The 11829-nt window shown below is 70.3% G+C and carries 11 protein-coding genes; 3 read left to right on the forward strand and 8 right to left on the reverse strand.

The genetic code is table 11. The features are described 5' to 3' along the window. Positions 1 to 36: 36 nt before the first annotated feature. The 8 genes from rfbB to OHS18_RS20840 form a co-directional block, all read right to left on the reverse strand. Positions 37 to 1023 (reverse strand): dTDP-glucose 4,6-dehydratase, encoded by a 987-nt coding sequence (gene rfbB, locus OHS18_RS20805; protein WP_328450173.1) that lies wholly within the window; start codon positions 1021 to 1023, stop codon positions 37 to 39. Between the two features lie 30 nt (positions 1024 to 1053). Further along, a complete protein-coding gene (locus OHS18_RS20810) occupies positions 1054 to 2082 on the reverse strand; it encodes a class I SAM-dependent methyltransferase (RefSeq protein WP_328618179.1) in 1029 nt (342 codons plus the stop codon). Between the two features lies 1 nt (position 2083). After that, positions 2084 to 3313: a class I SAM-dependent methyltransferase gene (locus OHS18_RS20815; protein WP_328618180.1), complete on the reverse strand. Its 1230-nt coding sequence runs from the start codon at positions 3311 to 3313 to the stop codon at positions 2084 to 2086. 33 nt (positions 3314 to 3346) lie between these two features. Next, positions 3347 to 4342 carry a Gfo/Idh/MocA family protein gene (locus tag OHS18_RS20820; protein WP_328618181.1) on the reverse strand — a complete coding sequence of 332 codons (996 nt, stop codon included), beginning with the start codon at positions 4340 to 4342 and terminating at the stop codon, positions 3347 to 3349. 49 nt (positions 4343 to 4391) lie between these two features. After that, a complete protein-coding gene (locus tag OHS18_RS20825; protein ID WP_328450165.1) occupies positions 4392 to 5015 on the reverse strand; it encodes a dTDP-4-dehydrorhamnose 3,5-epimerase family protein in 624 nt (207 codons plus the stop codon). Between the two features lie 49 nt (positions 5016 to 5064). Further along, positions 5065 to 6177, reverse strand: coding sequence for a nucleotide disphospho-sugar-binding domain-containing protein (locus OHS18_RS20830; protein WP_328450163.1), 1113 nt, complete (start codon positions 6175 to 6177; stop codon positions 5065 to 5067). A 103-nt stretch (positions 6178 to 6280) separates the two neighbouring features. Beyond that, on the reverse strand, positions 6281 to 7687 hold the full coding sequence (locus OHS18_RS20835; RefSeq protein WP_328618182.1) for an NDP-hexose 2,3-dehydratase family protein: 1407 nt from the start codon (positions 7685 to 7687) through the stop codon (positions 6281 to 6283). A 37-nt stretch (positions 7688 to 7724) separates the two neighbouring features. Next, complete coding sequence (locus OHS18_RS20840) at positions 7725 to 8834, reverse strand: DegT/DnrJ/EryC1/StrS family aminotransferase (protein ID WP_328450159.1); 1110 nt, start codon at positions 8832 to 8834, stop codon at positions 7725 to 7727. 398 nt (positions 8835 to 9232) lie between these two features. Here OHS18_RS20840 and OHS18_RS20845 point away from each other — a divergent pair, with 398 nt between their 5' ends. The 3 genes from OHS18_RS20845 (at position 9233) to OHS18_RS20855 (ending at position 11821) form a co-directional block, all read left to right on the forward strand. Further along, positions 9233 to 9583 (forward strand): hypothetical protein, encoded by a 351-nt coding sequence (locus OHS18_RS20845; RefSeq protein WP_328450157.1) that lies wholly within the window; start codon positions 9233 to 9235, stop codon positions 9581 to 9583. A 178-nt stretch (positions 9584 to 9761) separates the two neighbouring features. Then, positions 9762 to 10268 carry a PH domain-containing protein gene (locus OHS18_RS20850; RefSeq protein WP_328618183.1) on the forward strand — a complete coding sequence of 169 codons (507 nt, stop codon included), beginning with the start codon at positions 9762 to 9764 and terminating at the stop codon, positions 10266 to 10268. After that, positions 10265 to 11821 carry a PH domain-containing protein gene (locus OHS18_RS20855; RefSeq protein WP_328618184.1) on the forward strand — a complete coding sequence of 519 codons (1557 nt, stop codon included), beginning with the start codon at positions 10265 to 10267 and terminating at the stop codon, positions 11819 to 11821. The genes OHS18_RS20850 and OHS18_RS20855 overlap by 4 nt, the downstream gene beginning before the upstream one ends. Positions 11822 to 11829: the final 8 nt, after the last annotated feature.

Below are 11829 nucleotides of genomic sequence, written 5' to 3' on the forward strand. Positions count from 1 at the left end.
AGAAGCCAACATAGCCGACGCCGGCCCGAAACGTCTTCACCTTTCGGCGGCTCGTTCCTTCAACGGCTCCCACCAGGACCGGTTCCCGGTGTACCAGGCCACCGTCGCGGCCAGGCCCTCGTCGAACTTCACCTGCGGCGCGTACCCCAGCTCGGTGCTGATCTTCGTGATGTCGACCGAGTACCGGCGGTCGTGGCCCTTGCGGTCCTCGACCCGGCGCACCCGGTCCCAGCCGACGCCGGCCGCGTCCAGCAGCCGGCCGGTCAGGTCCAGGTTGCTCAGCTCGGTCCCGCCGCCGATGTTGTACACCTCGCCCGGCCGGCCCGCCTCGGCGACGAGCTGGATGCCCTGGCAGTGGTCGTCCACGTGCAGCCAGTCGCGCACGTTCATTCCGTCGCCGTAGAGCGGCACCTGCGCGCCGTCGAGCAGGTTGGTGACGAACAGCGGGACGACCTTCTCCGGGAACTGGTACGGCCCGTAGTTGTTCGAGCACCGCGTCACGCACACCGGCAGGCCGTGCGTGCGGAAGTACGCCCGCGCCAGCAGGTCCGACGACGCCTTCGACGCCGAGTACGGCGAGTTCGGCTCCAGCGGGTGCTCTTCCGGCCACGAACCGTCGTCGATCGAGCCGTACACCTCGTCGGTGGACACGTGCACGAACTTGCCGACCTCGGCGCGCAACGCCGCTTCGAGCAGCGTGTGCGTGCCGAGGACGTTCGTCAGCACGAAGTCGCCCGCCCCGGCGATCGACCGGTCCACATGGGACTCCGCGGCGAAGTGCACCACGAGGTCGACACCGCGCATCACGTCCGCTACGACCGAGGCATCACAGATGTCGCCTTCGACGAACGTCAGCCGTTCGCTGCCGGCCACCGGGGCGAGGTTCGCCCGGTTCCCGGCGTAGGTCAGCGAGTCGAGCACGGTCACCTCGGCGCCGTCGAGCGCCGGGTACGCCCCGGACAGCACCTGCCGGACGTAGTTCGAGCCGATGAAACCCGCTCCGCCGGTCACCAGGACCCGCATCGTTTTCCCCTTTCAGGCAAGCTCGGAAGATCAGCTCAGTTCGAAGATCACGGACGCGGCGGGCACCTCGACCGGCCGGGCGCGCAGCAGGCGCCAGCCGCTCTCGGCGAACACGCCGTCCCACTGCGCGAGCGTCGGCAGGTCGACGCCCATCAGGTCGTGCGCGGTCTCGAACCCCAGGGTGAACACGGGCTTCTCGCGGTCCGCCACGCCTTCGAGGCGCGCGGTGTCGCCGAGCAGGAACCGGCGCGCGTCCGGGAACGCCTCGCGCAGCATCCGCAGGGTCGCCACGCAGCGCTCCCGCGGCCAGAAGTCGTGCCCCATCATGAAGCACGTCAGCAGTTCGACGCCTTCGAAGCGCGGTGACGGCCGCAACGCGCGGACGTCCGCCTCGACGAACTCGAAGCCCAGTCCCTCGGCTTCGGTGTTCGACGCCGCCGAGCGCAGCACCGCCGGGGCGATGTCGACGCCGACGCCGCGCACGCCCGGGAAGCGGCGGGCCAGGTCGATGAGCCGCCCGCCGCCGCCGCAGCCGAGGTCGGCCACCTTGGTCACCGGGAAGTCCAGGCCGGCCAGGGCTTCGGCGAACACCGGGTCGAACGCCTGCCGGTTGATGTCCCGGCAGGCGAATCCGATGGCCGCGGCGTCGCGCCGGAAGAAGTCGCCGGTGCGCTCGGAGTTGCGGACGATCCGCGGCATGTTCGCGAACAGCTCGCCGCAGCCGATCGTCAGCCAGTGGAAGAACGCCTTGGCCCGGACCACCTCGGCGAACTCCGGGCCGGCCACGACGACGTCACCCTCGCGCACCACGACGCCGACCGAGGCCAGCGCCGCGAACACGCTCCGGATCGACGGCTCGTGCAGGTCGCGCTGCGCGCAGAACTCCGGCACGTCGAGGGCGCCGCCGCCGTCGAGGACGTCGAGGGCGCCGGCCTCCCAGGCCGTGGCGACGGCGAACGCCGCCACGGCCGAGTTGAAGATGCCCGCCGCGCCGCCCGGGATCGGCTCCGGCGCCCAGTCGCCGATCCAGGAGACCGGGAACGTCGTGGTCTCGGTCATCTCAGACCAGCCGGACCGTCGGCACGTAGAGGATCCACTGGCCGCCGGCGTCGCGGAACGCCTGCTCCTTGGCCATGATCTCGTCGGCGTGGTTCCACGCGAACAGCAGCGCGTAGTCCGGATAGGGGTCCGAGAACGCGGCGGCCGGCTTCACCGGGATGTGCGTGCCCGGGGTGAGGCGGTTCTGCTTGGCCGGCGTGGTGTCGCAGACGAACTCGACGAGGTCCGGGCCGAGGCCGCACAGGTTGGCGATGGTCGCGCTCTTCGCCGTGGCGCCGTAGGCGACGACGCGCTTGCCCTCGTCCTTCGCCTTGCGCAGCAGGGTGACGAGGTCTTCCTTGACCTGCAGCACCTTCGCGCCGAACGCCTCGAGCGTCGCCCGCTCGTGCAGCCCGGCGGCCTGCTCCTCGGCCAGCAGTTCGTGGACGGCCGCCGACGGCGTCCGGGAGCCGGCCGGCGCCAGCGTGTAGCGCACCTCGCCACCGTGGACGTCGAGGCGGTGCGCGTCGACGAGCTCGAGGCCGTGGCGCTGCGCCATCTGCTGCACCGAACGCAGGGTGAAGAAGTAGAAGTGCTCGTCGTAGATCTGGTCGAACGACGTGCGCTTGACGATCTCGCCCAGGTACGGGTCCTCGAAGACGAACACGCCGCTCGGCTTCAGCAGCGCCTTGACGCCGTCGAGGATCGAGTCCATGTACGGGATGTGGCACAGGGTGTTGGCCGCGTAGATGACGTCGGCCGGGCCGTCCTCGGCGAGGATCTCGCGCGCCGTCGACTCCTCGAAGAACGACTTGCGCACGCGCACGCCCTTCGACGCCGCGACGTCGGCGACGCCACCGGAGGGCTCGACGCCCAGGTGCCGGATGCCGGAGTCGGCCAGCGTCTTGAGCATGATGCCGTCGTTGCAGCCCATCTCGACGGCGAACGGGTCGTCGCCGGTGAGCTCGGTGGCGATCAGGTGCTTGGCGAGGTCCTCGAAGTGTCCGCGCATCACCACCGAACCCGAGGAGTAGTACGGGTACTCCTCGTGGAACATCGCCTCGCGGGGCACCTCCTCCATCAGCTGCACCATCGTGCAGCCGCCGCACAGGCCGACGGCGAGGCGGAAGAAGAACTCCTTGTCCGGGTCGGCGCCCGGCGCGACGAAGGCGTCGGAGAGCGGCTGGCGCCCGAAGTCGAAGAACTCTTCGACCGTGCCGCCGCAGATCCGGCACTCAGCAGTGTTCGACATGCTCACAATCTCCCTCTTGGGTATGGGAAAGTTTCAGATCCAGACGTTGCGGGCGACCCGCTGCACCTGCTCGATCAAGGCGGCCTGTTCGAGCGTCCCGTCGTGTTCCTCCTGCAGCGGCGCCTTGGTGGCGACCGCTTCGACGAAGGCCCGGATCGCCCCGGCGAACTGGTGGTCGGCCGCCAGCACCACCTCTTCGCGGTGGTCCTGCCGTTCGATCCGCAGCACCGGCCGGTGCGTCTCCGGCAGGGTGAACGCCCAGTCCAGCGACAGCCGCCCGGTGCTGCCGGAAAGGGCGTAGCTGTTCTGGTACGAGTGCTCCATGCCGAAGGTCAGCTGGGCCGGCACGCCTTCGGGCGACGCGAGCAGCACGCTGCCCGACATCACGACGTCGAGCGCGCGGTCGCGGCGGAACACCGCGCCGGCCACCGACAGGTCCCGGCCCAGCAGGTGCTGGGCCGCGCGGATCGGGTAACCGCCGAAGTCGAGGAACGCACCGCCGCCGACGTCCGGCTGGTAGCGGATGTCCCCCGGCGGCTTCGGCGGGATCGTGAACGCGCTGTGGAAGCCGCGCAGGTCCCCGATCGCGCCGTCGGCGAGCAGCTTGCGCACCGCCGCGTGCTGGGAGTGGTAGAGGAACATGTAGTTCTCGAGCAGCACCAGGCCGCGCTCGCGGGCCAGGTCGAGCAGCCGCGCCGACTCCTTGCAGCCGTCGGTCATCGGCTTCTCCACCAGCACGTGCTTGCCGGCTTCGAGGCACCGTTCGATCCACTCCGCGTGCAGCATCAGCGGCAGCGGGATGTAGACGGCGTCGACGTCCTCGTGCTCGGCCACCGCCTGGTAGCCGGCGTAGGGCGTGCCGCCGAAGCGGTCGGTGAACTTCCGGGCCCGCTCGCCGTCGCGGCTGGCGATCGCGACGACGTCGATCGCCGGGTCGGTCTCCATCGCCGGCAGCGTCCGCCGCCAGGCGATGTCCGCGCACCCGATCACCCCGAAGCGCAGCCGCTGGGCCGGTTGGTAACTCGTCATCGGCAGAAACTCCGCTGCTCGTCGGGATGGGGGGAGGTCGGTGGGCTCGTCAGGAAGCGTGCGCCGCGGGGGCGCCCGCCCCCAGTGCCGCGTAGTGCGCGAGGCACTCCTCGTAGGTCGGCAGCAGCCCTTCGGACTCCGCCTCCTTGAGGCCGACGCCGTTCGCGTCCTTTTCGGACATGATCGGCGGCCCGGTCAGCTCCCACGGGATGCCGATGTCCGGGTCCATCGGGTTGAGCACGAGCATGGTGCCCGGCACGTAGTTCTGCGAGCACAGGTAGTTCATGCACGCGTCGTCGGTCAGGGCGTGGAAGGCGTGGCCCAGCCCGTCGGCCAGGTAGACCGCCGTGCCGGAGTCCTCGTCCTGGTAGGTGACGTCGTAGACGCCGAACGTCGGCGAGCCGACACGCAGGTCCACCACGACGTCCATCACCGCGCCGCGCACGCACGTGACCAGTTTCGCCTGGCCCGGCGGGAGCGTGGTGCCGTGGATGCCGCGCACGGTGTCGCGGCGGCTCGTGGAGTAGTTCACCTGGTTGACCACGAACGGGTAGCCGATCAGGTCCGAGAGCGCGTCCGCGCGGAACGCCTCGTGGAACCGGCCCCGCTGGTCCGGGAACTGCTCCGGGAACAGCCTGAAGGCATTCGGGACCTTGGTCTCTTCGATCCGCATTCCGCCCGGCATAGCTACCAGCTCCCCAATTCGTCCCGGAAAGAGTTCGTCATGCCGCGGCCAGCTTCTCCAGCAGGCCCACGGCTTCCGCGGGCGAACGCTGGGCCCGGACCGCGGCGGCGGCGCGCAACGCGCCGGTGGTGAAAGCGGGCTCGTCCAGCAGCGCGCGGCACCGCTGCGCCACCCGCTCCGGTGAAACCTCGTCCAGGGCGAGCTGCAGGCCCGCGCCGGTCGCGGCCACGGCCGCGGCGTTGTCGAACTGGTCGTCGAACTGCGGCAGCACCAGCTGCGGGCAGCCGGCCTCCAGCGCGGTGAGCACGGTGCCCTGGCCACCGTGGTTGACCATGGCCTCGCAGGCCGGCAGCACCTGGGCGAGCGGGAGCCGCCCGGCGCGGTCGGCCGCGGCGGCCAGCTCGGGCCAGTCCGCCAGCACGTCGTCGGCGGCGGCCACCACCAGCTCGACGTCGAGTTCCTTCAGCAGCTTCAGCATCGGGGCCACGGTCTCGCGCAGCCCGAGGGCGGCCATGCCGGGCAGCACCGTGCCGAAGGTGACGCACACCCGCGGCCGCTCCCGCGGCTCGAACACCCAGCCCGGCAGCCGCACGTCGCCGTTGAACGACCCGCCGCGGACGCCTTCGTGGCCGAACGCGTGCGGCAGCCGCATGCCCGGCGGCCACGGGTCCAGCGTGCCCACCGGGTCCGGCGGCGCCGCGGCGAGCTCGATCGCCGCCGCCCGGCCGTACTCGGTCAGCGGCGCGACACCCCAGTGGTAGGCGACGACCGGGACGTCGTGGACCGCGGCCGCCAGCGGGCCGGCGAACTCCGCCCGCTCGCTGACGACGAGGTCGGGCCGCCACGCGCCGATCAGCTTCCGCGCGCCGGGCAGGCACGCCCGGGCGATCTGCCCGAACGCGTGGCCGTGCTCGGAGCGCCGCAGCTCGGTGCTCTCGGCGGTGACCGGCGGTTCGCCGCCGACCAGCTCGACGAACTCGGGCGCGGCACCCCAGGACGTCACCGGCAGGCCGCACCGGAGCACGACCGGCGCGAACGCCTCGGTCGTGGCGACCAGGACCTCGTGCCCGGCCGCCCGGGCCGCCCAGGCGAGCGGCACGAGGGGGAACAGATGGCCGCGCAACGGCGCGGTCGTGAACAGCAATCGCACGCGAACTTCCTTTCCCGGTGCGGTGAATCCGGCCAGGCGGCACTTTCACGTGAAAGTGCCGCTCCCAGGTGGGCACTTTCACGTGAAAGTGCCGTTCCCGGGGTCAGCAGAGGCTGTGGATGCAGGCCAGCAGGCTGCGGGCCTCGATGTTCAGGTAGTGCCCGTGGCGCAGCAGGTCGATCAGCTGGCGCACGGTCATCCAGCAGTAGTTCGGCGGCACCTCGACCGGGAACTCGTCGCCCACCTCGATCAGCTGGTAGCGGGTCAGCGCGTGGTAGAACCGGCCGCCCTCTTCAGAAAGCTTCTGGTCGTAGTGGGTCTTGACCCCGCCGACCTCGAGCACGTCCCGCAGGAAGGGCTCCTTGATCGACGACACGTCCTGGCCGGGCAGCAGGTGCACGGTGGGCGCCATCTCGACCATGTCCATCAGCCCGTACTCCGGGCGGGCCTGCACCAGCAGGTGCAGCACGCCGCGGACGCGCCGGGCGAGGAAGGCGGCATGCCCCTCCCCCCTGGGGTGGAGCAGGGGCTGCCGCCAGGCCTTGACCTCCCGGGTGCCCGCCTCGACCCGCACGCCGATGATGCGGAAGTTCTCCCCCGCGTCGTCGGTGATCTCCTCGTCGTCGCGGTGCCAGCCCGTCGTCGCCGACAACGGCGTCAGCCGGGCCGACCAGTCGCAGCGCGTCTTGGCCTCGGTGAACCAGCTGAGGATGTCCCCCGCGGTGTGCAGGGCCGGGCCCGGTGCGTCCTCGGTCGTGTACTGGTAGGAGCGCACGAGCGCGTCCCGGAAGTCCTCGCCGGTCGCGCCGTCGCCGTCCGGCAGCGCGAACGGGATGCACGAGAGCACCGTGCGGGCGTCCATGTTCACCAGGTTGTCCCGGTGGGAGAGCTCGCCGATCTGGGCCAGGCTCAGCCAGCAGTAGTCCTCGTGCAGCTCGACGTCGCCGGTCACCAGCACGACCATGTTGCGGTTGCGCTTGCGCCAGAACCACGCGCCCTGCTCGGACTGCAGCACGTCCACCAGCACCTGGCCGCGGCCGGCGCCGACGAAGTACTCCAGGTAGCGCGTCGAGCCACCGCGGTGCACCTGCGTGTAGTTGCTGCGGGTGGCCTGCACCGTCGGCGACAGCTGGAGCGTGTTGACGTTGCCCGGCTCCATCTTGGCCTGCATCAGGCAGTGCAGCACACCGTCGAACTCCTTGACGACGATGCCGAGGATGCCGATCTCGGGCTGGTTGATGATGGGCTGGGACCACGTCGGGACCCCGCCCTCGCGCACCTGCAGGCCTTCGATGGTGAAGAAGCGCCCGCTCTTGTGCCCGAGATTGCCGGTTCCGGCCTCGAACTCCCAGTCACCGAGCTCGGCGAACGGGATGCGGTCGACGGCGAAGTGCCCGGCCGCCGACCGCTCCGCCCACCAGTCGTGGAACTCCACCATGGACATCACACTGCCGCCGGTGGTTTCGGGCACGGGGTTCAGTTCCCGGTGCAGCACCGCGAGTCGCTTCATGCTCGTGCTCTCCTGTCTCCTCGGGCCACCGGATGGGTCAGAGCTTCGCCAGCACCGCCTGCACCTTCTCCACGACCCGTTCCTGGTCCACGTCGGACAGTGACGCGTACATCGGCAGCGAGAAGATCTCGTGCGCCGCCGCCTCGGTCTCGGGCAGCGAACCCTCGCGGTAGCCGAGCTTCGCGAAGCCGGACTGCGTGTGCACCGGCCACGGGTAGCTGATGTTCAGCTCGACGCCCTCGGGCTTGAGCTGCTCGATGATCTTGTCCCGCAACGGGTGCCGGGCCACGTAGACGTAGTAGACGTGGTCGTTGCCCGGCGCGAGGGCCGGCGTCACGAGGTCGGTGCCGGCGAAGGCCTCGACGTACCGCTCGGCGATGAGCCGGCGGCGGGCGATGTAGTCGTCGAGCCGGGTCAGCTTGCGGCGCAGGATCTCCGCCTGCACCTCGTCGAGCCGGCTGTTGTACCCCGGAGTGGAGACGACGTAGTAGACCTTCTCCATGCCGTAGTAGCGCAGCCGCCGCAGGTTCGCCTCGGTCTCGGCGTCCGAGGTGATCGTCGCGCCGCCGTCACCATAGGCGCCGAGCACCTTGGTCGGGTAGAAGGAGAAGGCCGCGGCCTTGCCCATCGACCCGGCGATCTTCCCGTGGTGGCGGGCGCCGTGCGCCTGCGCGCAGTCTTCCAGGATCGGCAGGCCGTGCTTGGCCGCGATCGCTTCCAGCGGCGCCATGTCGACGCACTGGCCATACAGGTGCACGGGCAGCAGGCAGGTCGTGCGCTCGGTGATCGCCGCCTCGACCTGCTCGACGTTCATCAGGTACGTGCCGGGGTGGACGTCGACGAACACCGGCACCGCGCCGATCTGGTCGATCGCCAGCACGGTCGGCGCCGCGGTGTTGGACACCGTGATCACCTCGTCGCCGGCCTTGACGCCGAGGGCGCGCAGGCCGAGGACGATGGCGTTGGTGCCGTTGTCGACGCCGACGCAGTGCTCGACGCCGTGGTAGGCGGCGAACTCCTCCTCGAACGCCTTCACACTCGGGCCGAGCACGAGCTTGCCGGAGCGGAAGACCGTGTCGACGGCGTCGAGAATGTCGTCCCGTTCTTTCTCGTACTCCGGCAAATAACCCCAGACATATTGAGCCATCAGGGCGGGTCACCTCCAGGGGATCGGCCGTGGCACGACCGGACAGGGCTCGTACGACGCAGGCGAATTCCCGGTTGACTTCCGGGACGCTGCAACACATGGGCTATTCGGCACGACGACTATTCGCTTTCGCTGGCCGCGCCGCCGGAGTCATGGAAGCACACTTCCGCTCGGCTGTCACAGCATTGCCGGCGTCCGATTCGACGAGCATTACCGGCCCGTCCCGCCGGCGGGACAACGACCGCCACGGTGTTGTTGACCGGGGCCGGAGGGCTGGCTAACCTCGGCCGGGTTCCGGCTGCCGACTGGGGGCATTCGCCCGGAGCGCGTCACCCCGCATCAGGGGAAGGATTCGCCGCGCGGCCACACGGACGATTAAGCGGAAGGGCTGAATTGTCATGTCAGAGAACGCCACGAAAGTCGACCTCACCAATGTCGACGACGTCGAGGAGATGGTCCGGGAGATCGCCCGGATGATCTGCGCCGAGCAGCCCGACATGCCCGAACCGGAGAGCCTGCGCGACCTCGACTCGTTTTCCGTGGTGCAGGTGCTGCTCGAGGTCGAGAACACGACGGACCGGAAGCTGCTGGAGAAGTTCGAGGACTTCACCGAGGGCGAAGAGTTCCGCGACCTGGCGGCCTACATCGTGAAGATCGTCGCCGAGGAGGACGCGGCCCCGGCCGAAACCCCGGCCCCCGCAGACGGAACGGCGGCCCCCGACGCCGCCGCTCCGGACGCCCCGGCCTAGTGCTCGTGAGTGTTTAGGGCGGTTCTAACCGCCCTAAACACTCACGACCGGCCGCGGCAGACCGCCGGTGTGCGGGCGCCCCGGGCCCGCACACCGGTCCCGCCGGCGAGACACGGTTCTCCTCACAGATCGGACGGCTCAGCCGATGGACCACTCCACCACGGATACTTCACGGCCCGTGCTCCCGGTCCGGCCCGAACCCCTCGCCGTCCGGCCGCCGCGGCACCGGCTCGCGCGCCGGTTCATCCTGTGGCGCACGCTCAACACGCTGTTCTGGGCGATCGGCGTGCTCGGCGCGTTCGTCACGCTCCACATCATCTTCGACGGCATCCGCACCTGGCTCGACCCGGTCATCTGGGGCGTCGGCGCCATCTTCGCGGCGAACTTCCTGTTCATGCCGACCTACCGCTACCTGGTGCACCGCTGGGAGACGACCGACGAAGCCGTCTACTCGCTCAGCGGCTGGATCACCCGGGAGTGGCGGATCGTCCCGGTGTCCCGGATCCAGAGCATCGACACCGTGCAGGGCCCGATCGAGCAGCTGCTCGGCCTCTCGACCATCAAGGTCACGACGGCCTCGCACGAGGGACACGTGAAGATCGAAGGCCTGGAGACGCCGATCGCCGAGGAGGCCGTCCGCCGGCTCAACGAGATCGCCCAGGCCACCCCCGGGGACGCGACGTGACGGCGGAAGCGGCCACCGAGCCCGTGACCCCCGCGCCGGCCGAGGAGAGCGGGCTTCCCTGGCTGCGCCTGGACATCAAGCTCTTCTACGTCAACGCGGCCAAGTTCACGATCTCCTTCGCCATCAGCATCACGAGCTACTTCCTCTACGACTCGGGCCCGGTCTGGCCGCTGCTGGTGGTCAGCGGCATCAGCGCGCTGATGACCCTGCGGGACCTGTGGCGCTGGCTGTTCACCCGCTACCGCGTCACCCCCGAACGCGTCGAGCGCCGCACCGGCCTGCTGGTCCGCGAGGAGCGGCACGTCGGGCGCGACCGCATCCGCAGCGTCAGCAGCAGCGCGAAACTGCGGCACCGCTTGGTGAAACTGCGCGTCGTCCACATCGGCTCGGGTGAGGGCAAGCACTTCTCGGCCGCGTTCAAGCTCGACGCGCTCTCGAAGGAGACGGCCGCCCAGCTGCGGCGCGACCTGATCCCCCGCGACGCCGAGGCACCGGCGGAACGCGAGGTCGTCATCGCCCGGCTGCGCTGGATCTGGTTGTGGTACAACGTTTTTCACGTCTGGGCGATCCTCGCCGGGGTCCTTTTCCTCGTGTCGCTGTACTTCACGATGCAGACGTTCGCCGTCGACCTGATCGACGTCATCGCCGGCCTGATCCACTGGGCGGACCTCGGCGTGTGGCGCACGATCGGCGCGTCCGTCGGGATCACGTTCGTCCTCGGCTACTTCTCCCTCGGCCTGGACTTCGCCGCGAAGCACTGGAACTTCGAACTGGTCCGCACGACCAGCGGCGAGGACGGCACCGAGCTGCGCACCCGGCAAGGCCTGTTCACCACCAAGACCGTGCACCGCGAGGACCGCCGGATCCGGGGCGTGCACCTGCACGAACCGCTGCTGTGGCGGTGGATGCGCCTCGCCGAGACCAAGGTGATCACGACCGGGCTCAACGCCTCGCTCAACGAGTCGGCCAACATCCTGCCGCGCACCCCGCTGCGCGACGCCCGGCACGCGGCGAGCTTCGTCTTCCCGGACGGCCACCAGCCCCTCGAAGCGCCGCTGCTGCGCCACCCCATCGGCGCGTTCCGGCGCCGGCTGTACTGGGCGACCTACGGCCCGGCGGCCGTCGCGGGCCTGCTCGCCTGGCTCGGCGCGACCGGCGTCGTGCCGGTGTCGTGGTGGCCGCTGCCGCTGCTGCTCCTGCCGCTGACCTGGGCGCTGGCCTGGGTCGCCTACCGCACGCTGGGCCACGCGCTCATCGGCCCGTACCTGGTCGTGCGCAGCGGCGCGGCCGGCCGCTCGACGACCGTGCTGCGCACCCGCGCGGTGATCGGCTGGCGGCTGCGGCAGACGATCTTCCAGCGACTGGGCTCGCGGATGACGATCGGCGTCCCGACCGCGGCCGGCGACCGCTACTACCGCGCGATCGACGTCGGCACCGAGCAGGCCCTCGCGTTCGTCGCCGGCGCCGACCCGGAACTCGCGCACGAATTCCTTTCCGGCACCGGGACACCCCCGGCCGATTCGCATTTCGCCCCGCGATCGGACGCTTCATGAACGCACCA

It is taken from the genome of Amycolatopsis sp. NBC_00355, from assembly GCF_036104975.1.
In the GTDB taxonomy this organism is placed as follows: Bacteria; Actinomycetota; Actinomycetes; order Mycobacteriales; family Pseudonocardiaceae; genus Amycolatopsis.

Excerpts from the sequence above, each read along its gene's own strand:
- rfbB (WP_328450173.1), bottom strand. The coding sequence starts at position 1,023 with ATGCGGGTCCTGGTGACCGGCGGAGCGGGTTTCATCGGCTCGAACTAC.
- OHS18_RS20810 (WP_328618179.1), bottom strand. The coding sequence starts at position 2,082 with ATGACCGAGACCACGACGTTCCCGGTCTCCTGGATCGGCGACTGGGCG.
- OHS18_RS20845 (WP_328450157.1), top strand. The coding sequence starts at position 9,233 with ATGTCAGAGAACGCCACGAAAGTCGACCTCACCAATGTCGACGACGTC.
- OHS18_RS20825 (WP_328450165.1), bottom strand. The coding sequence starts at position 5,015 with ATGCGGATCGAAGAGACCAAGGTCCCGAATGCCTTCAGGCTGTTCCCG.
- OHS18_RS20840 (WP_328450159.1), bottom strand. The coding sequence starts at position 8,834 with ATGGCTCAATATGTCTGGGGTTATTTGCCGGAGTACGAGAAAGAACGG.
- OHS18_RS20820 (WP_328618181.1), bottom strand. The coding sequence starts at position 4,342 with ATGACGAGTTACCAACCGGCCCAGCGGCTGCGCTTCGGGGTGATCGGG.
- OHS18_RS20815 (WP_328618180.1), bottom strand. The coding sequence starts at position 3,313 with ATGTCGAACACTGCTGAGTGCCGGATCTGCGGCGGCACGGTCGAAGAG.
- OHS18_RS20835 (WP_328618182.1), bottom strand. The coding sequence starts at position 7,687 with ATGAAGCGACTCGCGGTGCTGCACCGGGAACTGAACCCCGTGCCCGAA.